At 70.8% G+C, this 20286-nt stretch carries 17 protein-coding genes; 8 read left to right on the top strand and 9 right to left on the bottom strand.

All coding sequences use genetic code 11. The features are described 5' to 3' along the window. Nucleotides 1-81: 81 nt before the first annotated feature. Together ACWD4G_RS01380 and ACWD4G_RS01375 are read right to left on the bottom strand one after the other, a co-directional pair. Nucleotides 82-807, bottom strand: a complete 726-nt coding sequence (locus tag ACWD4G_RS01380; protein ID WP_451290023.1) for a helical backbone metal receptor — start codon at nt 805-807, stop codon at nt 82-84. A 4-nt stretch (nt 808-811) separates the two neighbouring features. Continuing rightward, entirely contained in the window at nt 812-1426 is a 615-nt protein-coding gene (locus ACWD4G_RS01375) for a helix-turn-helix domain-containing protein (RefSeq protein WP_451290022.1), read from the bottom strand. Nucleotides 1427-2046: 620 nt separating this feature from the next. On the opposite strand from ACWD4G_RS01375, the gene ACWD4G_RS01370 reads away from it, so the two are divergent. Further along, complete coding sequence (locus ACWD4G_RS01370) at nt 2047-2976, top strand: 5'-3' exonuclease (RefSeq protein WP_451290274.1); 930 nt, start codon at nt 2047-2049, stop codon at nt 2974-2976. A 204-nt stretch (nt 2977-3180) separates the two neighbouring features. Beyond that, nucleotides 3181-4026 (top strand): siderophore-interacting protein, encoded by an 846-nt coding sequence (locus ACWD4G_RS01365; RefSeq protein WP_451290021.1) that lies wholly within the window; start codon nt 3181-3183, stop codon nt 4024-4026. 7 nt (nt 4027-4033) lie between these two features. Here the strand turns inward: ACWD4G_RS01365 and ACWD4G_RS01360 are convergent, their stop codons facing one another. Next, on the bottom strand, nt 4034-4873 hold the full coding sequence (locus ACWD4G_RS01360) for an N-formylglutamate amidohydrolase (RefSeq protein ID WP_451290020.1): 840 nt from the start codon (nt 4871-4873) through the stop codon (nt 4034-4036). Between the two features lie 135 nt (nt 4874-5008). Here ACWD4G_RS01360 and ACWD4G_RS01355 point away from each other — a divergent pair, with 135 nt between their 5' ends. From ACWD4G_RS01355 to ACWD4G_RS01345, 3 genes are all read left to right on the top strand, one after another. Further along, entirely contained in the window at nt 5009-6532 is a 1524-nt protein-coding gene (locus tag ACWD4G_RS01355; protein WP_451290019.1) for an amino acid permease, read from the top strand. Between the two features lie 426 nt (nt 6533-6958). Next, entirely contained in the window at nt 6959-8074 is a 1116-nt protein-coding gene (locus ACWD4G_RS01350) for a terpene synthase family protein (RefSeq protein ID WP_451290018.1), read from the top strand. A gap of 127 nt (nt 8075-8201) precedes the next feature. Continuing rightward, nucleotides 8202-9176, top strand: a complete 975-nt coding sequence (locus tag ACWD4G_RS01345; protein WP_451290017.1) for an RluA family pseudouridine synthase — start codon at nt 8202-8204, stop codon at nt 9174-9176. A gap of 47 nt (nt 9177-9223) precedes the next feature. Here the strand turns inward: ACWD4G_RS01345 and ACWD4G_RS01340 are convergent, their stop codons facing one another. The 6 genes from ACWD4G_RS01340 to ACWD4G_RS01315 all read right to left on the bottom strand — a co-directional run bounded on the left by ACWD4G_RS01340 (nt 9224) and on the right by ACWD4G_RS01315 (nt 14788). Then, nucleotides 9224-10702 carry a cytochrome P450 gene (locus tag ACWD4G_RS01340; protein ID WP_451290016.1) on the bottom strand — a complete coding sequence of 493 codons (1479 nt, stop codon included), beginning with the start codon at nt 10700-10702 and terminating at the stop codon, nt 9224-9226. 75 nt (nt 10703-10777) lie between these two features. Next, nucleotides 10778-11401 (bottom strand): GTP-binding protein, encoded by a 624-nt coding sequence (locus ACWD4G_RS01335; RefSeq protein ID WP_451290015.1) that lies wholly within the window; start codon nt 11399-11401, stop codon nt 10778-10780. Continuing rightward, on the bottom strand, nt 11382-11792 hold the full coding sequence (locus tag ACWD4G_RS01330) for a DUF742 domain-containing protein (protein ID WP_451290014.1): 411 nt from the start codon (nt 11790-11792) through the stop codon (nt 11382-11384). The genes ACWD4G_RS01335 and ACWD4G_RS01330 overlap by 20 nt, the downstream gene beginning before the upstream one ends. After that, entirely contained in the window at nt 11789-12196 is a 408-nt protein-coding gene (locus tag ACWD4G_RS01325; RefSeq protein ID WP_451290013.1) for a roadblock/LC7 domain-containing protein, read from the bottom strand. Before ACWD4G_RS01325 ends, ACWD4G_RS01330 begins: the two co-directional genes overlap by 4 nt. Further along, on the bottom strand, nt 12193-13827 hold the full coding sequence (locus ACWD4G_RS01320) for an ATP-binding protein (RefSeq protein WP_451290012.1): 1635 nt from the start codon (nt 13825-13827) through the stop codon (nt 12193-12195). Before ACWD4G_RS01320 ends, ACWD4G_RS01325 begins: the two co-directional genes overlap by 4 nt. Before the next feature lie 328 nt (nt 13828-14155). Then, nucleotides 14156-14788, bottom strand: coding sequence for a TetR/AcrR family transcriptional regulator (locus ACWD4G_RS01315; RefSeq protein ID WP_451290011.1), 633 nt, complete (start codon nt 14786-14788; stop codon nt 14156-14158). 209 nt (nt 14789-14997) lie between these two features. On the opposite strand from ACWD4G_RS01315, the gene ACWD4G_RS01310 reads away from it, so the two are divergent. From ACWD4G_RS01310 to ACWD4G_RS01300, 3 genes are read left to right on the top strand one after another with little or no spacing between them, the layout of a single operon-like run. Then, nucleotides 14998-15822 (top strand): urea amidolyase associated protein UAAP1, encoded by an 825-nt coding sequence (locus tag ACWD4G_RS01310; protein ID WP_451290010.1) that lies wholly within the window; start codon nt 14998-15000, stop codon nt 15820-15822. Beyond that, nucleotides 15819-16505, top strand: coding sequence for an urea amidolyase associated protein UAAP2 (locus ACWD4G_RS01305; protein WP_451290008.1), 687 nt, complete (start codon nt 15819-15821; stop codon nt 16503-16505). The genes ACWD4G_RS01310 and ACWD4G_RS01305 overlap by 4 nt, the downstream gene beginning before the upstream one ends. Then, nucleotides 16502-20062, top strand: coding sequence for a 5-oxoprolinase/urea amidolyase family protein (locus ACWD4G_RS01300; RefSeq protein WP_451290007.1), 3561 nt, complete (start codon nt 16502-16504; stop codon nt 20060-20062). Before ACWD4G_RS01305 ends, ACWD4G_RS01300 begins: the two co-directional genes overlap by 4 nt. Nucleotides 20063-20286 lie beyond the last annotated feature (224 nt).

The raw sequence follows: 20286 nt of genomic DNA, 5'->3' as shown, positions 1-20286 counted from the left end.
AAGCGAACTCCCTGGTGGGGCCCGTCCAGCCCGACGAGAGGGCCGCCCCATGCCCACCGCACTCCACCAGGACCGGTCCGGTCAGCGGTTGGCCGCCCGCAGCGCTGCGCCCAGCGCTCGCGGAGCCTGCGCCAACGACGGTCCGTACCACGTGAGTTGGCGTCCGCTCACGAGGGCGCACGGCAGTCCGGGGAACGCCTCGGGCCCGTCGTCGGCGGTGAAGCGGTACGGCTCGTCGGGCAGTACGACGACCTCGGGGCCCGCCGCCCGTACCTCCTCGACGGGGACGCGCGGGTATCGCTCCGCGTGCTCGGCGTACAGGTTGTCGACGCCGAGCCGGGCGAGGACGTCACCGGCGAAGGTGTCGCGGCCGACGACCATCCAGGGCCGCCGCCAGATGGGCACGACGGCGGTCGTACGACGCTCCGGGGCCGGCAGGGACGACCAGGTGGACTCGGCCTCGTCCAGCCAGCGCGGGCGGGAGCGTGCGCCGCACGCCCGCAGGACCCGGTCCAGTTCGGTGAAGGCCTGTGGGACGCCGCGTACCTCGGTGAGCAGGACCTCGATGCCCGCGTCCCTGAGGGCGGTGAGGTCGGGCTCGCGGTTCTCCTCCTCGTTGGCGACCACCAGGTCGGGGGCGAGAGCCACGATGGTGTCGACCCGGGGGTTCTTGGTGCCGCCGACACGGACGACGTCGAGATCACCCGGGTGGGCGCACCAGTCGGTGGCACCGACCAGCGCGCCGGGCAGGGAGACGGCCACCGCCTCGGTCAGCGAGGGGACGAGGGAGACGACACGCGTGCCCATCGCCTCACCCGCCCTGCCGGTGCCGGTCCTCCAGCGCCTCGATGTGGTCGGCGACGGACACCACGATCACGCGGGTGTCGGGCACGGTGGCCCGCCAGCGGTGCCGTACGCCACCGGACATGTACAACGTGTCACCGCGGCCGAGGCGGTGCGCGCGTCCCTCGGCCTCGACCTCGACGGCGCCCTCGACGACGTACATCAGCTCGTCGTTGCGGTGCTGGACCTCGCGGCCCTCGTCGTGGTCGCCGGTGAACTCCATGGCGTGCAGTTGGTGGTGGCCGCGCACCAGGGAGCGGGCGCGGGACGGCGAGGGGTCGCCCTGGTCCGGGGCGGTCCTTCGGGAGGAGGGGGCCAGACCGTCGTCGTCGGCGCGTACGACGTCCACGCTGCACGCCGGGTCGGCGGCGGCGAGGAGTTCCACGGCGGTGGTGCCGAGGGCGTCGGCGATGCGTTCCAGGGAGGGCTTGCTGGGGCGGGCCCGTTCGTTCTCGACCTGACTCAGGAAAGGCACCGACAGGCCGCTGCGCTCGGCCACGGCGGAGAGGGTGAGCTCCAGCGCCCGGCGTCGCCGCCGCACGGCCGCGCCCACCCGAAGGGGCTGCTCTTTGTGGTCGCCCATAGCTCCGGCTCCCTCCTTCGCTCGTCGATTACGGATGTGCGGTCGGTCGGCACTCATTCGGTGACACGTTCGGTACGCGTCTTCGGTACACGTTCGGTACGCGTTCGGCGACCCGGCGGAGTGCCTCTTCCGAGGACGCCCCCGAGGACGTCTCCCGAAGGCTCCCCGAGGCGTCCCCCGAGTGCGTTCTCCTGATGAGTTCTCTGCACCCTACGCATGTTCGGCAAACCGTTTCATGCGCCCGTCACATCCCCGTAAGCGTGGGAGGGGGCCGGTGTCACGGATTGCGCCAACGGCGGGGGCCGCCGGGGTGGGGGTGAGCGGCTTGCCGGGGGTGTTGTCGCGGGTGGTGAAGTCGGTGAGCGGGGGCTGGAGTTGGGCGTCGGTGAGGCGGGATTCCTGGTGGTGGCCGGTGAGTTCGGGTGGGCCGGCGGGGACGTGGGTGAGGGTGGGTGGGTGCTGTACGGGGTTGTCCGGATCTTTGTCGTACGTCCGTCCGACAACGCGTCGCGTGTGTGACCGCGGGGCGCCGCGCCCGTCGGGGCCGCCGCCCCTCGGTGAAGTGCGACGGGTCGTGTCCGTGGGCTCGTCCGGGTGCGGGGGTGGCGGTGTGCGGCATGATGCGGGGCGTGGAACGACGTCTGATGCTTCTTGACACCGCCTCGCTGTACTTCCGGGCGTACTTCGGGGTACCGGATTCCGTGAAGGCTCCGGACGGCAGCCCGGTGAACGCCGTGCGGGGGCTGCTGGACTTCATCGACCGACTGGTGAAGGACCACCGGCCGACCGATCTGGTCGCCTGTATGGACGCCGACTGGCGGCCGCAGTGGCGGGTCGACCTCATCCCCTCCTACAAGGCGCACCGCGTCGCCGAGGAGCACGAGGCAGGGCCGGACGAGGAGGTGGTGCCGGACACCCTGTCGCCTCAGGTGCCGGTGATCGAGGAGGTGCTGGACGCGCTCGGGATCGCGCGCGTGGGCGTCCCCGGGTACGAGGCGGACGATGTGATCGGCACGTTCACCGCTCTCGCGAAGGACCCGGTCGACATCGTCACCGGCGACCGCGATCTGTACCAGCTGGTCGACGACGGGCGCGGGGTGCGGGTGCTGTACCCGCTGAAGGGCGTCGGCACGCTGCAGATCACCGACGAGGCGTGGCTGCGCGAGAAGTACGGGGTGGTCGGCTCCGGATACGCGGATCTGGCGCTGCTGCGCGGCGACCCGAGCGACGGTCTGCCGGGGGTGCCCGGCATCGGCGAGAAGACGGCCGCGAAGCTGCTGGACCAGTTCGGCGACCTGGCCGGGATCATGGCCGCGGTCGCGGACCCGAAGGCCAGGCTCACCCCGACCCAGCGCAGACGACTGGAGGAGGCACGCCCTTACGTCGAGGTCGCGCCCAAGGTCGTACGGGTCGCCGGCGACGTACCGCTGCCGGAGGTCGACACCGCGCTGCCGAGGGCGCCCCGGGACCCGGCCGCGCTGGAGGCGCTGGGGGCGCGCTGGGGGCTCGGCGGATCGTTGCGGCGGCTGCTCACGACGTTGCAGGGGTAGGACGGGACACGGCGTCGCCGGGGTGGGCGCGTCGTTCCAGGGGTGGGCGGGGGCGTACGCCCGGGGGGTGTGGTGACACTCTGTGGTGAGGGCCGTGAGGCGTGATTCACATCGCGAAGTTGCGTTCGCGTCGCGAGCGTGGGTGTCAAATCCGGGGGAGATGATAACTTAGGTAAGCCTTAGCTAGGTATTTGGGAGGCCGTCATGGCAGAGCGTCCGGTACGCAGGACCCCGAAGCCCCACTCCGCGCGAGTCGTCCGCACCGAGCGGCTCACCCCTCATATGCAGCGCGTCGTCCTCGGCGGCGACGGCCTCGCCGAGTTCAGCACACGCGGCAGCACCGACCACTACGTCAAGCTCCTCTTCGGCGCCGAGGGCGTGACCTACCCGGAGCCGTTCGACCTGGAGCGGATTCGTGCCGAGTTCCCTCGTGAGCACTGGCCGGTGACCCGGACGTACACCGTGCGGGCCTGGGACCCCGAGCTGCGCGAGATGACCATCGACTTCGTGCTGCACGGCGACGAGGGCCTCGCGGGACCGTGGGCCACCCGGGTCCAGCCGGGCGAGCTGGTCCGGCTGATGGGGCCGGGCGGTGCGTACGCGCCCAATCCGCGGGCCGACTGGCATCTGCTCGTCGGTGACGAGAGCGCGCTGCCCGCGATCGGCGCCTCCCTGGAGGCCCTGCCCGACGGGGCCCGGGTCCATGCGATCGTCGAGGTCTCCGGGCCTGCCGAGGAGCAGAAGATCGACTCCGATGTGGAGGTCGTCTGGCTGCACCGCGGGCAGCGTCCCGTCGGCTCGGTGCTCGTCGAGGCCGTACGCGCGCTGGAGTTCCCCGAGGGCCGGCTGCACGCCTTCGTCCATGGCGAGGCGGGCTTCGTGAAGGAGCTGCGCCGGATGCTGCGCGTCGAACGCCAGGTCCCGCGCGAGGACCTCTCCGTCTCCGGCTACTGGCGCCTCGGCCATGACGAGGACGGCTGGCAGGCGTCGAAGCAGGAGTGGAACGCCCGCGTGGAGGCCGAGCAGGAGGGCGTACCGGCCACGGCCTGACCCTGGGTCAAAGGGGGTTGATTACCGCCCCGGCCGAGTCGACGAGCCGGGCGAGGGCCGCGCCGAGTGCCACCAGGCCCGGCCCGGCGGGCCCGCCCGGCTCGGTCATGTACGTATCCCGGCGGATCTCGATCATCAGGGCGCTCACCCTCCGGTCGTGCCCGTAGTACTTCAGCGGTACATACGCCCCCGAGAAAGGGCTGTCGACCCCGGTGCCGCCGAAGCCGGCGAACGCCTCCTCGGCCGCCGCGAGCAGTTCGGGCGGTGTGTGGAAGGGGTCGGTGCCCAGGCAGACGGGTGGACGGGGGCCGTCGCCGTGGAGTTCGTAGGGCAGGGGCTTCGCCGGATACGAGTGGACGTCGATGACGACGGCCCGGCCCGTGGTGTCCAGCCGGTGGGTGACGGCGTCGGTCATGGCGGCGGCGTACGGGTGGAAGTAGCGGCCGAGCAGCGGTCCGCCGTCGTGGTCGTCGGGGCGCAGGGGCTCGCGATGGGTGGTGCGGGTGTAGACCGCGCCCATGCCGACGGCGAGCATCTCCTCCCGCTCGTCGGGGAATCGCTCCGGGTCGACGACCAGACGGGAGAGCCGGTTCACGAAGCGCCAGGGCCGGACGGCCGACCGGTCGGCGGCGTGTTCGGCGATTCGGTCGGTGTGCGCGTCGGTGATGTGGTCCAACTCCCGTGCCAGCGCGGCGGCGTCGAGCAGCAGGCCGGCCCGTACGGGGGCCGGGATCGCGCGGGAGCCGTGGGGGGCGTGCAGGATCACCGCCGAGTGCTCGTCCCCCGGCAGCAGTTGGTGGTGCTCCGATGAGCCGTTCGGGTCGTTCGGGTCGTTCGGGTCGTTCATCACAGCCGTAGTACACCCTCTCCCAGAGGCGTGAGGAGTTGGACGCGAGCATGACATGGTCGTGTGACTCAATGGTGTGACGCACCCACACCGCCTCCCTCGCTCGCACCGCTTCCGCGAAAGCAGGTCGCCGCCATGACGAGCACCACCCCCGAAGTGCGCCCGGAACCCCCGGACTCCTCCGACGACCGCTCCCTGACCGCGTTCGGCTATCGGCAGGAGCTGCATCGCAGTCTGAGCCGGTACGCCTCGTTCGCGGCCGGTTTCTCCTTCATCTCCGTACTGACGACCGTCTTCCAGTTCTTCGCCTTCGGATACGCGTTCGGCGGCCCGGTCTTCTTCTGGACCTGGCCTGCCGTGCTGATCGGCCAGGTGGCGGTGGCCGCGTGCTTCGCGGAGCTGGCCGCGCGCTATCCGATCTCGGGCGCGATCTATCAGTGGTCACTGCGGCTGACGAACCTCACCTTCGGCTGGTTCGCGGGCTGGATCATGGTGATCGGGCAGATCGTGGTGGTCGCGGCGGCGGCGCTCGCGCTGCAGATCGTGCTTCCCGCGATCTGGTCGGGCTTCCAGATCGTCGGCAGCGATCCGGCGCCGACGAGTGCCGACGGAGCCGCGAACGCGGCCGTCCTGGGTGTGATCCTGCTGATGCTCACCACCGTGGTGAACGTCCTCGACAACCGGGTGCTGTCCCTGGTCAACCGGGTCGGTGTGACCGCGGAGATCATCGGCGCCGTCCTGATCATCGTCCTGCTGCTGACCCATGCCGAGCGCTCGCCCGGCATCACCTTCCACATGGCGCAGGGCGGCGGGAGCGGGCTGCTCGGCGCGCTGCTGGTGGGTTCGTTCATGGCGGCGTACGTGATGATCGGCTTCGACAGCGCGGGGGAGATGAGCGAGGAGACGCGCAGGCCGCGCCGTACCGCTCCGCGCACGATTCTGCTGGCGCTCGGTGCGGCCGGTCTGCTCGGCGGGCTGATCGTCCTCGGCGGGCTGCTCGCCGCGCCCAGCCTCACCGACGGGAAACTGGGTGTGGAGGGCCTGAGTTACGTCCTGACGAGCAGCCTGGGCGACGGCGTGGGCCGACTGCTGCTGGCCGATGTGGTGGTGGCGATCACCGTGGCCACGCTCGCCATCCAGACCTCGGCCTGCCGCATGCTCTTCTCCATGGCCCGGGACGGTGAACTCCCCCTCGCCGGGCGGCTCGCCAAGGTCAACCCGCGCACCGGTATGCCGACCGCCCCCGCCCTGGTCGTGGGCGTCCTCGCCGCCGCCCTGCTGCTGCTCAACTTCGCGTCCCCGGACGCGTTCCTCGCCATCGGCACCACCTGCATCGTGATGCTGTACCTGGCCTACGCGATGGTCACCGGCCCCTTGCTGCTGCGCCGTCTCAAGGGCGCCTTCCCCACCGCCGGCACGGACGAGACCGGCAGGCCCCTGTTCACCCTCGGCCGCTGGGGCACCCCGGTCAACGCCCTCGCCCTCCTCTACGGCCTCTTCATGACCGTCAACCTGGCCTGGCCCCGCCCGGAGGTCTACGACCCGACGGGCGGCCATTGGTACTTCCAGTGGTTCACCGTTCTGTTTCTGCTGGTCACAGTGGGACTAGGAGTTCTTTTCCGGCTGACGCGCGCGCTGCGCGTGCGCTCGGCCGGCTGATCCCGACCCGACTCCCCCCTTCATCGGCATATGCGTTTTGGCAATGACACGGGCAGCTATTTTTCCGCGCTGGCCGAAGCCGACCCGCGGACATACATCGATTGCGCCAATAAACCCGCGTCATCGCGGCCCCGGTCGCACGGGCCCCCGATCACTTTCGGTCAGACACCCCCCGCGACTTCCCCCGACCGGCCGACGATCGACCGATCCGGCCGGGCGACTTCGCCGGCACCCCCGTCACCAGGCCGCCGCGTCATCGAAACGGCGGCCGCGCTCAAAGTCGGCCATCCCCGTCCGAATCGCACACGAGATCCAACAAAAAGGGGCGGCGGATGCTGCTGTGAGGGGAAAGGCTGGGGAACCGCCGCCATTGTGGCCAGAACCAGCCATTCCCCGAAGCGTCAAAGGCATCGCACCATAAGAAGCATGAATAGCGACACCTCCATGCGGGATTTGTCAGTGCCGAGTGTGTTGTGCCCTTTTCCGGTCACATACGACGAGACGGCGGCTCGCAGGGCGGATGAGGAGATCGTCGCTTGGTCGCTGAGCCTGGGCCTCTTCCCGGGGCAGCGGAGCGAGCTGAACGGATACCGGTTCGGCACCTTCGCGGCCATGACGCACCCCGACGCGGTCGACCACGATCACCTGATGCTCGCTGCCCGCAACATGACCGCCCTGTTCGCAGCGGACGATCACTATTGCGACGAAGGGATAGAAGGCGTCCGCCTCTCCACCAGCGCCTCACGGCTCGCGGCCTCGATGACCGCGCTGGAGAACGGCTCCCGGCTGCCCGACTGCCCCTCGATCGACGGCTTCGTCGGCGGTGACCCGGTGGCGTGCGCGCTGCGCGAGACCGCGGAGCACCTCACCCGCCTGGGTACGCCGACGCAGGTGGGCCGGCTGCGCCACGAGACGATCGCCACGTTCCTGGCGATGGCGGCGGAGAACAGCTGGCGCATCGCCGGGCACGCTCCCGACCCCGCGGAGTACCTGGCGCATCGCAAGTACAACGGGGCCATGGCCTGTCTGGCCCTGATCGATGTCGTCGGCGGCTACGAACTGCCCGCCAGTGACTGGGAAGAGCCCGTCGTCCGGTCCCTGTCGCTCGCCGCCTCATTGATGATCATGCTGGTGAACGACCTGTACTCGGCCGCCAAGGAAAGCGCCGACATCGGCAGCCACAGCCTGCCCACCGTGCTCTCCGCACGCCACGGCTGGTCTCTCGAACGGAGCATGTGCGCGACCGGCGAGATCCACGACCGTCTCATGCGCACCTATCTGCGTCTGGAACCCGACATAGCGCGCGACGCCTCACCCGAACTGGCCCGCTACCTCACCGGACTGCGGCACTGGATGCGGGGCAACCTGGAATGGCACACCCTCACCGGACGGCACAACCATCGCGCGGGACGCCCCACCCCCAGGACAGGACCGCACGGTCCCACCCATGACCGGACGCACGTCGACGCGCCGTACACGACCGCCACCGGCGTCTGCCCCCACTGCGGGGACCGCCACGCCGCGGCCACGGCGGTCGCGTAAACCGATCCGGAACGGAGGAGGCCGGGCAGCGGGTACGGCAATCGGGGAGCGGGACGGTAGCGGATACGGCAACCGGGGAGCGGGAGGGCGGCGGGTCCGGGCCGACGGGCGCTTATGCTCGATCGCGATGAGACGCCGTACCCCGCCCCCTCCCTCTCCCCTGCCGCAGCGCGACGGGGTCGACGCGGTGCGGGTACGCCTGCCGGCCGACGACGCGTGGGCGACCGTACGGGATCACCTCGTGGCGCGGCTCGCGGCCGGGGCCGGGGTGATCGACGCCATGCTCGACACGGGGCGGATCGTGGACGCGGCCGGGCGTCCGGTGCCGCGGGACATGGCGTACGCGCCGGGTATGTTCGTGTGGTTCCACCGGGAGCTGCCCGACGAGGAGCGCGTGCCCTTCGAGGTCGACATCCTCTACCGGGACGAGCATGTGGTGGTGGCCGACAAGCCGCACTTCCTGGCCACCGTCCCGCGCGGCAGCCATGTCACCGAGACGGCCCTGGCCCGGCTGCGCAGACAGCTGGGCATACCGACGCTGGGCGCGGCCCACCGGCTGGACCGGCTGACGGCCGGGGTGGTGCTGTTCACCGTACGGCCCGAGGAGCGGGGCGCGTACCAGTCGCTGTTCCGTGACAAGCGGGTGGCGAAGGAGTACGAGGCCGTGGCGCCGTACGACCCCTCGCTGGTCCTGCCCCGGACCGTGCGCAGCCGGATCGTCAAGGAACGCGGGGTCATGGCGGCCCGTGAGGTCGAGGGCGAGCCCAACGCGGTCAGCCGGGTCGAGTTGATGGAGCACGGGCACGGGCGTGCCCGGTACCGGCTGCTGCCGAGTACCGGGCAGACGCACCAGCTGAGGGTGCACATGAGCGCGTTGGGGGTGCCGATCCTCGGCGACCCCCTCTATCCGACGGTCGCCGCCCCCGTGCCGATCGGAGACTTCCGGCGTCCGCTCCAACTGCTGGCGCGGGTACTGGAGTTCACAGATCCGGTCACGGGGCGCGAGCACCGCTTCGTCAGCCCGCGGGAGCTACGGGCCTGGTCGTCGTACGAGGACTGGGCGGGGCGGCCCCGGGGCGGCATGGCCTCAGGGCCCAGATAGCCCCCCTCCAGGGCCCAGGTAACCCCCAGGGCCCGGTGCCGGGCGGCTCAGTCGCCGCGCCACCAGCGCAGAAGGCGCCGGAACACGCCCGCTCGGCCGGCCGGTTCGGCTGCCGGCGTCGATGCCGCCTCGTCGGCCGGGGCGGTGGTGTCCGGAGCCGTCGGCCGGGGCTGCTCCGCGGCGGCCCGCCGGGGAATCGGGCGCTGCGGCGGCACCCGCTTGACGGCGGGCCGCTCCATGACCTCCTGCGGTGTCTTCGGCGCGAACTTCACCGGCAGTTCCACCAGATGCCGGCTCGACACGGACGCCCGCCAGCGCAACTCGCTCTCCGGGCAGGCGAGTCGGATGTCCGGGACACGGTTGAGCAGCGCCTCGACGCCGACGTCGGCGATGGCGCGGCCGATGTCCTGGCCCGGGCACTCATGGGGTCCGCCGCCGAACGCGAGATGGGAGCGGTTGCCCTGCATATTGGCCTTGAGGTCGGGGCGGACACGCGGATCGACGTTGCCCGGTGCCATGCCGAGGAGGAGTCCGTCGCCCTTGTGGATGCGCTGGCCGCCCAACTCGGTGTCCTGCTTGGCGATATAGGCGAAGACGGCGCTGAACGGCGGCTCGTCCCACAGGGACTGCTCCACCGCCTCGGGCACGGTCATCTGGCCGCCGTTCAGGTGGGCTCGGAAGCCCGGGTCGGTGAGCACCACGCGCAGCACATTGGCGAGGAGGTTGGCTGTGCTCTCGTAGGCGACGATCAGGATGAGCCGGAGGTGCTGGCCGACCTCCTCGTCGGTGAGCCGCGCCGGGTGGTTGATGAGATGGCTGGTGAAGTCCTCCTGGGGCTCGGCCCGGCGGCGGGCGGTGAGCCGCATCAGGGCGTCCATGATGTAGGCGTTGCTGGCGATGGCGGTCTCGGTGCCCTTGAGCATGTCGCGGGCGGCGTGCACGATCCGGTCGCCGTACTCCTCGGGCATACCGAGGATCTCGCACATCACCGCCATCGGCAGATGCTCGGCGAACTGGCTGACCAGTTCGGCGCGGCCTTCCTCGCAGAACTGGTTGACGAGGTGCTGGGTCGCGCGGTTGATGTAGCGGCGGATGCCCCGGTAGTCGATGGTCGACATGGCGCCGGTGACCGCGCCGCGCAGCCTCAGATGATCGTCGCCCTCGGTGTGGCTGGCGATGGGCTGGTGGGCGAAGAGCGGCATCAGGGGGTGGTCGGGTTTGACCGTGCCGTCCAGCATGGGGGTCCACTGCCGGCTGTCCTTGCAGTACTGCGAGGGGCTGCACACCATGTGCATGTTCTCGCTGTGCCCGAGCACCACCCAGATGGGCACGTCCTCGTGGAGCAGCGCGGGGGCCACCGGACCGTGCTCGGCGCGGAGTTTCTCGTACACGGCTCCCAGGTCCTCCGCCTCGGGGCCGTAGAGCCGGCGCACCCCGCCGGGGCCGAGGCCGTGTGCGGGGCAGCCGGGGGGCGGACCGATCGAGGGGTCGTCCGTGGCGGTCGGGGAGTGGGATTCAGGCGTCACGATTGATCGCTCCGAATGGAAGTGGTCCGTTGTCTGGGGTGTTCCGGGCCGGGGTGTGCCGGGAGGGTGCGGCGCTCATGCCGAGGCCCCCGTCCTGGTCGTCAGGGAGTGCAGGAAGCGCATGAGGGTCATCAGGACGTCTCGGCTGGAGGCCCGGCGGCGGGCGTCGCAGCGGATGATGGGGATCTCCTCGGGGAGGTCGAGCGCCTGGCGGAGTTCCTCGACCGGGTAGCGGGGGGCGTCCGGGAAGTCGTTGATCGCCACGACGAACGGAACCCTGCGTTCCTCCAGGCGGCCCATGACGTCGAAGCTGACCTCCAGGCGACGGGTGTCGACCAGGACGACCGCGCCGAGGGCTCCCTCGAACAGGCCGTTCCACAGGAACCAGAAGCGCTCCTGGCCGGGGGTGCCGAACAGATAGAGCACCAGTTGTTCCGTGATGCTGATGCGGCCGAAATCCATGGCCACGGTGGTGGCCGTCTTGGACTTGGAGCCGAAGTTGTCGTCGACCCCGACGCCGGCCTGGGTCATGGTCTCCTCGGTCGTCAGCGGTTTGATCTCGCTGACGGAGCCCACCATGGTCGTCTTGCCGACCCCGAAGCCACCGACGATGACGATCTTCGCGGCGGCCTGCGCGGTGTGCGGCAGATGGTCCTCGGTCCGTGGACCCGTGATGGTGTCAGAGCTTTTGAAGTCCATGCATCACCGCTTCGAGGAGGGAACGGTCTGCCCGCGCCTGCCGGACGACCGGGGCGCGTGCCTGTACCAGTTCGGCCGTCAACAACTCGGTGAGCAGGACGGTCACCACGCTGATCGGCAGGTTGAGATAGGCCGAGATCTCGGCCACGGACAGGGGGGCCTGACAGATCCGGAGCAGTGCCGACTGCTCCGGAGCGGCGGAGGGCGGCGCCTCGGCGCGCGCCACGATTAACGTGACGAGGTCGATCGGGGCCCGCTCGCCGTCCTCGCCGGTCAGGATGTAGAGCCGCTCGGGAGGGCGATCGCCGTTGCCCTCCTGGTCGGTCTCCTGGACCGGTGGGGGCGGCGGCTCCACCTTCGGTTGACGCCGCCGGCGTTGCGGAGGCCTCATACGGTCTGTCCGTTCCGCCGCGGCGGACTGGTGAGATGGGCGCCGATACGGGCGACGAGGTCGCTCATGCGGTTGCTCATCAGGCCGGGTTCCGCGATCACGTTGGCGAGGACCGCGAGATAGGCGTTGGGTCCGGCAGCCATCAGATAGAAGTAGCCGCCGTTGATCTCGATGATGACCATCTTCATCTGGCCGTCGCTGTGCGGGATCTCACCGGCGACGGCGGCGGCGAGGCTCTGCAGTCCGGCGCAGGCGGCGGCGACCCGGTCGGCGGCGTCCGGGTCGCCGCCGTGACGGGCGATCCTGAGGCCGTCGGCGGAGAGCACGACGATCTGCTGGATACCGGGTACGCCGTCGGCCAGATCCTTGAGCATCCAGTCGAAGTTGGCTCGCTGCTGGATCACTTGAGGTCCCCCTCGTCGTCGGCCTCGCTGCGGGCCGGCTCGTTGTTCGCGGTGGACGCCGTGGGGTCGTCCGGGTTGCTGGTGAAGGCATCGCGGTCGGGGTCGCGCTTGAGTCCGGCCATGAACGCCTCGACCCACATGCCGGGCCGCTGCTCCTCCTTCTTGGGCTCGGGCTCGGGCTGCCACACCGGCGCGGCGGCGATGGCGGCCTCGGCGGCGGCTTCCGCGGCGGCGGCCTCGGCGTACTCCTGGCTGAGCGGGATCTTCATCCGGCTGCGGCGCTGTGGCAGGCCGTTGGCGGTCCACTCGGTGACGATGGGGACGTCGTCATCGTCGTAGCCCTCGCCCATGTCCTCCGCGGAGCTCGGGACCCGCGGTCCGGTGGTGGGGCGGCGACGCTTGGCCTTGCGCTTGGGGCCCTCGACACCGCCGGTGTCCAGGGTCGGTACGGAGGCGGCTCCGATGCCGTGGGCGAAGCCGGGTGCGGGCTCGTCGGTGAGCATGTCGCGCGGGACGACGATCACGGCCCGGACGCCGCCATAGGCGGACTGCCTGAGGGCGACATGCATGTTGTACATGGTCGACAGGCGGCCGACAACGGACAGACCGAGGCGTGGGCTGACGCCGAGGTCCTGGATGTCGACGCCGCGCTGGGCGTCGGCGAGCATCTTCTCGACCTTGGCGCGGGACTCCTCGCTGAGGCTGACGCCGCCGTCCTCGATCTCGATGGCGATACCGGTCTGCACCTCGACGGCGGTGACGTGCACCTTGGTGTGCGGCGGCGAGTAGCGGGTGGCGTTGTCCATCAGCTCGGCGCAGGCGTGGATGACCGGCTCGACGGAGACGCCGCCCACGTTGACCTTCGCGATCGAGTGCAGCTCGATCCGGCGGTACTCCAGGATGCGGGACATCGCGCCGCGCAGACAGCTGTAGAGCGGGACCGGCTTGGGCCAGACACGGCCGGGGCGGCTGCCGCCGAGGACGGCGATGGAGTCGGCGAGCCGGCCGATCAGCGCGGTGCCGTGGTCGATGCGCAGGAGGTCGTCGAAGACCTCGGGGTTGCGCCCGTGGTCCTCCTCCATCTCCCGGAGTTCGTTGTTCTGCTGGTGGACGATCGCCTGGACGCGTCGGGCGATGTTGACGAAGGAGCGCTGGGAGGAGTCGCGCAGGGCGGTCTCGCGGTCGATGACGTCGAGCACGGCGCGCACGACCTCACGCTGGGCGTCGGGGATCTCACACCATTCCGCGTCACCGTCGAGGACGTGACGAATCACCTCTGTGGGGGATTCTCCGGCCTCCAATCGGTAGAGCGCGGCGGGCAGGATCTCCTTGGCGAGACGGGTGAACTCCTCGTCGTGGGCGGCGATCCGCTGTTCCAGCGCGGCGGTTCGCCGCTCCTGCTCCCGGCGCAGCTCATGGACCGCGCGACGGCCGCGGCGCACTGTGGTGACCGCCACCGCGATCACCGCGAGCGTCGCGATGGCTCCGCACAAGCCGACGGCGAGCCGGGCCGACCCCGTCACCAGGGGGACGGCGGTCCCGGTCGCCGCGGCCATCAGTATCGCCGGCGGCAACAGTACGCGCGCGTAGGGAAGTTCACGGCCACCGGGAGGCTTCTGAACACTCACCATGTATGCCCTCTAGACAGTTCGGCTGAAGGTCGGGGGACTCGCGGGACCTGCGTGACGTGCTGCGGTTTCCCCGCGAATCAAACTGGATCTTCGGTAATTTTTGGGAACAAGCGCACGAATTCGCCTCAACTCGGTGCGCTGCGGGCGAGCTTAGTCCGACCGGATCATCGCTGTGTCATATTCAGCAACCGCCTGAAATCACCCTCGCGACTGGAGTACGCTCTGGTGATTTACACTCTGGGTCGCCGTTCGAACGCAGTCCGTAGTCACGAACGGCCGTTCCAAAAGCGGGACTTGACAGGGTGAACCAGCGGCGGGAGAGGGTGCCTCAGATCCCGACGATACGGAGCGCGGCGTCGGCGGTGGCCTCGGTGAACGCGGAGACGGGGCGGTCCGGGTCCGAGCGGTGGACGAGGATCACCCCCTCGATCAGACCGAAGACGAGATCCGTACGGAGGTCCAGCTCGGTCTTGGCCAGCGCGGCGCCCACGGCCGTCGCCGCGATCAACTGGCGGTAGGCGTCCTTGAGTTCGGCGCGTACGGCGTGGAAGCCGGCGAAGCGTTCGGTGCGGACCTCCGGGAGGAGGTACAGACCGCCGAGGTTGTGCGGGCCGGCGCAGAGCAACTCCACGTCGGCGCGGCACAGTTCCCGCAGTCGGGACTCGGCCGGGATGGCGTCCTGGGCGAGGAGCACACGGGCGTACGCGAGGGACGGGGTGACCGTGGACTCCAGCAGCTCGGCGAGGAGTTCCTCCTTGCCGCCGACGTAGTGGTACATGGACGCCTGGCGCATACCGGCGCGCTCGGCGAGAACACGGGTGCTGGTGGCGGCGTAGCCGTGGGTGGTGAACAACTCGGCGGCGGCGTCGAGGAGTTCGTCACGGGGGGACAGGCCGGAGGCCGGGCGCCGCTCGGCCCGGGGTCTGCCGACTCTGCGGTCGGCCGCGCCGCTGGTTCCCATGCCTGTGAGTGTATGGCCGGGCGCGGGAGGGGGCGCGGCCCCGAGCCATGGGGCACCCCCTTACCCCCTCGCCGCTCCTGAGGTATCGGTAACGAGTGGTCGTAACTGCCGGGAAACGCACGCGATATGACGTCGACCCGGCCCGCCCCTAGTTTCTGTCGGGCGACAGAAATCAAACCCTGTAGCCAGCCGTAGCCGGAGGTCCCTCGATGGCGACATCTACGACGTACGGAGCACGTGATCACGCTCGCGCGCAGGAGGGCTCGCACGCCGAGGCGATGCCCGTGGTGCCGGCGAGCGACTGGCCCTCGCCGCCCTGTGAGGCCGAACTATTGGTATGGGCGGAGACCGTTGCGGGCGGGAACTACACGCACCGAGTACTGGGCCGTGGAACGGAGCTGCGGCTGACCGATCCGCACGGCGACGCCTGTGCACATGTGTTGCTGTACGCCGCGGATCGCCCCTGGGAGCGGCTGAACATCGCCGACACGGTGAAGGTGCAGTGGAACGCCTACCTCGGCGAGGGCGTGCTGCTGCTGTCCGACCAGGGCCGGGTGCTGGCCTCGGTCGTCGCGGACACCTCGGGGCGGCACGACGCCCTGTGCGGTACGTCCACGCTCGTCCGCAACACCGCGCGCTACGGCGACGGCACCCCGCAGTCCCCCTCCCCCGCCGGACGCGAACTGTTCAAGCTGGCCGCCGCCAAGAACGGGCTCGCCCCCCGCGATCTGCCGCCCTCGCTCTCCTTCTTCCAGGGCGTGGAGGTACGGGACGACGGCACCCTCGACTTCATCGGCTCCACCGGCCCCGGCGGCAGCGTGACTCTGCGCGCCGAGCAGGACGTGACCGTACTGATCGCCAATGTGCCGCATCCGGTCGATCCGCGCCCCGACTACGTCAGCACCGCTCTGGAGGTGCTCGCCTGGCGTGCCGAGCCGACCCGCCCCACCGACCCGCTCTGGAACGCCGCCCCCGAGGGCCACCGCGCCTTCCTCAACACCGCCGAGTTCCTCGCGGCGAGGGGGATCGCATGAGCACCACGCCGCGTTCCTCGGTGCCGGGCAGCGGTTCCGGCCCTCGTTCGACCGCCGTCCCCGCCCTCACCCCCCGTTCTGCCGTCGTTCCCGCCCGCGCCCCCTGGTCGTCCGTCGTCCGGGCCGGTGAGACCCTCACCATCGCCGACCTCCATGGCAACCAGGCCGTCGACTTCCTCGTCTACGACGCCCACGACACCTCCGTCCGCTACAGCGCGCCCGACACCATCCAGGCCCAGGGCGGCATCTTCCTGACCACCGGCAGCGTGCTGATGTCGAACGAGCACACCCCGCTGATGGCGGTGGTCGCCGACGAGGTGGGCCGCCACGACACGGTCGGCGGTGCCTGCTCGAAGGAGTCGAACACCCTCCGGTACGGCCACCACACCTGGTCGCAGCACGCCTGCGTGGACAACTTCCTCGCGGAGGGCGCCCTGCACGGCCTCGGCAAACGCGACCTCGTCTCGAACATCAACTGGTACATGAACGTCCCCGTCGAGAAGGACGGCACCCTCGGCATCGTCGACGGCATCTCCGCCCCCGGCCTCTCCCTGACCCTGCGCGCCGAGCGCGACGTCCTGGTCCTGGTGTCCAACTGCCCCCAGATCAACAACCCTTGCAACGGCTTCGAGCCCACGGCCGTCCAGATGACGATCACACCGGCCCCCGGAGCCCCCGTATGAGCTTCGACACCCTGCTGATCGCCAACCGGGGCGAGATCGCCGTTCGCGTCATCCGTACCGCCCGCGAACTGGGCCTGCGCACGGTCGCCGTGTACTCCGACGCCGACCGCGCGGCGGCCCATGTCCGGCTCGCCGACCACGCGGTACGGCTGGGCCCCGCGCCCGCGAAGGAGTCGTACCTCGACGCCGACGCGATCCTGAAGGCGGCCAAGGACACCGGCGCGGGCGCGATCCACCCCGGCTACGGCTTTCTCTCCGAGGACGCGGCCTTCGCCCGGCGCTGCGCGGACGCCGACATCGTGTTCGTGGGCCCGACCCCCGAGCACCTGGAGCTGTTCGGCGCCAAGCACCGGGCCCGGGAGGCGGCCGAGGCGGCGGGTGTCCCGCTCCTGCCCGGCACCGCCCTGCTGGCCTCCCTCGACGAGGCCCTCGTCCAGGCCCGGGCGATCGGCTACCCGGTGATGCTGAAGGCCACCGGCGGCGGAGGCGGTATCGGTATGTCGCCCTGCCGCTCCGCCGCCGAACTCACCGCCGCCTGGGACCCGGTGCACCGCGCGGCCGCCGCCTCCTTCTCCTCGGCGGCCTCATCCGGCGTCTACCTCGAACGCCTCATCGAACGCGCCCGCCATGTCGAGGTACAGGTCTTCGGCGACGGCGAGGGCCGCGTGGTCACCTTCGGCGACCGTGACTGCACCCTCCAGCGCCGCAACCAGAAGGTCGTCGAGGAGGCCCCCGCCCCCGGCCTCCCCGCCCATGTGCGCGAGCGACTGGCCACCGCCGCCCGCGACCTGTGCGCCTCGGTCGGCTACCGCTCCGCCGGAACCGTCGAGTTCGTGTACGACCCGGCCCGCGAGGAGGCGTACTTCCTGGAGGTCAACACCCGGCTCCAGGTGGAGCACCCGGTCACCGAGGAGATCCACGGCGTCGACCTGGTCGCCTGGATGCTGCGCCTGGCCCTCGGCGACCCGGACGTCGTACGCGACCCGGGCGCACCGCGCGGCCACGCCGTCGAGGCCCGCCTCTACGCCGAGGACCCGGTGCGTGAACACCGGCCGAGCGCGGGCCTGTTGACGCGGGTCGAGTTCGCGCCGGGCGTCCGTGTGGACGGCTGGGTGGAGACCGGCACCGAGGTCACGACGTCGTACGACCCGCTGCTCGCCAAGGTCGTCGCCTACGGCCCCGACCGCGCGCACGCCCTGCGCAGGCTGGCCGAGGCCCTGGCGGCGACCCGGATCGACGGCATCGAGACCAACCTGGGCCTGGTCCGGGCGGCCCTCACCCGCCGGGACTTCACCCGGGTCGCCCACACGACGGCCACCCTCGCCACGGTCACCGACCCGACCCCGCGTATCGAGGTCGTCTCGGGCGGCACTCTCACCACCGTGCAGGACTGGCCGGGCCGCACCGGCCACTGGCAGGTCGGGGTCCCGCCGTGCGGCCCCATGGACGACCTCTCGTTCCGCCTCGGCAACAGGGCCCTCGGCAACCCGGAGGGCGCACCGGGCCTGGAGTGCACCCTCCAGGGCCCGACCCTGCGCTTCAGCCACCCCACGACGGTCTGTGTGACGGGCGCCCCCGCCGCCGTGACGGTGAACGGCTCACCGATCGACCAATGGCGGCCGGTCACGATCCCCGCCGGAGCCGTGGTGGCCATCGGCACCCCCGCCGAACACGGCCTGCGCACGTACGTCCTCTTCGCCGGCGGCGGCCTGGACGTCCCGCCCTTTCTCGGCAGCGCGGCCACCTTCACCCTGGGCCGCTTCGGCGGCCACGGCGGGCGGGCCCTGCGCACGGGCGACGTCCTGCACGGCGGAGCGACGGGCGATGTCCTGCACGGCGGAGCCACGGCCGACGGCAGCCCCGTACCACCACCCGATCGCCCCTCCTTCACCTCCTCCTGGCAGATCACCGCCCTCGAAGGCCCGCACGCGGCACCGGAGTTCTTCACCGAGGACGACATCCACGAGTTCTACGCGGCCGACTGGAAGGTCCACTTCAACTCGGCCCGCACGGGCGTACGCCTGATCGGCCCGAAGCCCCGCTGGGCCCGCGCCGACGGCGGCGAGGCGGGTCTGCACCCGTCCAACATCCATGACACCCCGTACTCCGTCGGCGCGGTCGACTACACCGGCGACATGCCGGTCCTGCTGGGCCCCGACGGGCCCTCCCTCGGCGGCTTCGTCTGCCCGGCGACGGTACCGACGCGCGACCGCTGGAAACTGGGCCAACTCCGCCCCGGCGACACGGTCCGCTTCCTCCCGGTCGCGGACGACGGCTCGCCCCGCCCCGCCATCGTCGACGGCGGCGTCCTGGCCCGCGACGGCGACATCACCTACCGCCGCAGCGGCGACGACAACCTGCTGGTCGAATTCGGTCCCATGCGACTGGACCTGGCCCTGCGGATGCGCGTCCACGCCCTGATGGAGGCGCTGACCGAGGCGGCCCTCCCAGGAGTCACCGACCTCACCCCCGGCATCCGCTCCCTCCAGATCCAGACGAACCCGACGGCCCTCCCCCCACCCGAACTCCTCACCACGGTGCGGGAAATCGTCACCACGCTCCCCCCGACAACCGAACTGACCGTCCCCTCCCGCACGATCCACCTCCCCCTCTCCTGGGACGACCCGGCCACCCGCGAGGCCATCGCCCGCTATATGGCGGGCGTCCGCGACGACGCGCCCTGGTGCCCGTGGAACATCGAGTTCATCCGCCGCGTCAACGGCCTGGACTCCGTCGCGGACGTCTACGACACGGTCTTCGCCGCGGAGTACCTGGTCCTCGGCCTCGGCGACGTCTACCTCGGCGCCCCCGTGGCCACCCCGCTGGACCCCCGCCACCGCCTCGTCACCACCAAGTACAACCCGGCCCGCACCTGGACCGCCGAGAACTCGGTCGGCATCGGCGGCGCGTACCTCTGCGTGTACGGCATGGAGGGCCCCGGCGGCTACCAGTTCGTGGGCCGCACCACCCAGGTCTGGTCCCCCTGGCAACAACGCGGCGCCTTCGCCCCGGGCGCCCCCTGGCTGCTCCGCTTCTTCGACCGCATCAAGTGGTACGAGGTGACCGCCGACGAACTGATGACCCTACGGGCCGACATCACCTCCGGTCGCTTCGTCCCCCGCATCGAGGAGGGCGTCTTCTCGCTGGCCGAGTACGAACACTTCCTCACCGCCAACGCCGCCGCGATCACCGAGTTCAGGACCCGCCAACAGGCGGCCTTCGCCACGGAACGCTCCGCATGGGAGTCCGCCGGCGAGTTCACCCGCCAGGACCCCACCCCCGAGCCCCCGCCCCCACGCACAGAGCTGACGATCCCTCCGGGCGGCCACCTGCTGGAAGCCGAGTTCACAGCCTCGGTCTGGCAACTGCATGTCCAACCGGACGACGAGGTCACAACGGGCCAACCCCTACTGACCTTGGAGGCCATGAAGATGGAGTCACGTATCCATGCCCCGATGAACGGCGTGGTCCAGCAGATCCTGACGCGGCCGGGAACCCAGGTGGAGGCAGGCACACCCCTGGTCGTACTGGCACCACCGAACACGGGGGTGAACTGAGCCAGGGGGCGCCCAAGGGTGCCTGACAACCCCACCGGTGGTGTGCGGGCGCCCTATAACCGCCCGGGTGGTGCGTCGGGCGCCTCACAACCACCCCGGTGGTGTGCGGGCGCCTCACAACCACCCCGGTGGTGTGCGGGCGCCTCACAACCACCCCGGTGGTGTGCGGGCGCCTCACAACCGCCCCGGTGGTGTGCGGGCGCCTCACAACCGCCCCGGTGGTG

It is taken from the genome of Streptomyces sp. NPDC002643 (assembly GCF_053592555.1).
The sequence above is the reverse complement of the archived record's forward strand: the minus strand, read 5'-3'. Positions and strand labels throughout refer to the sequence as shown.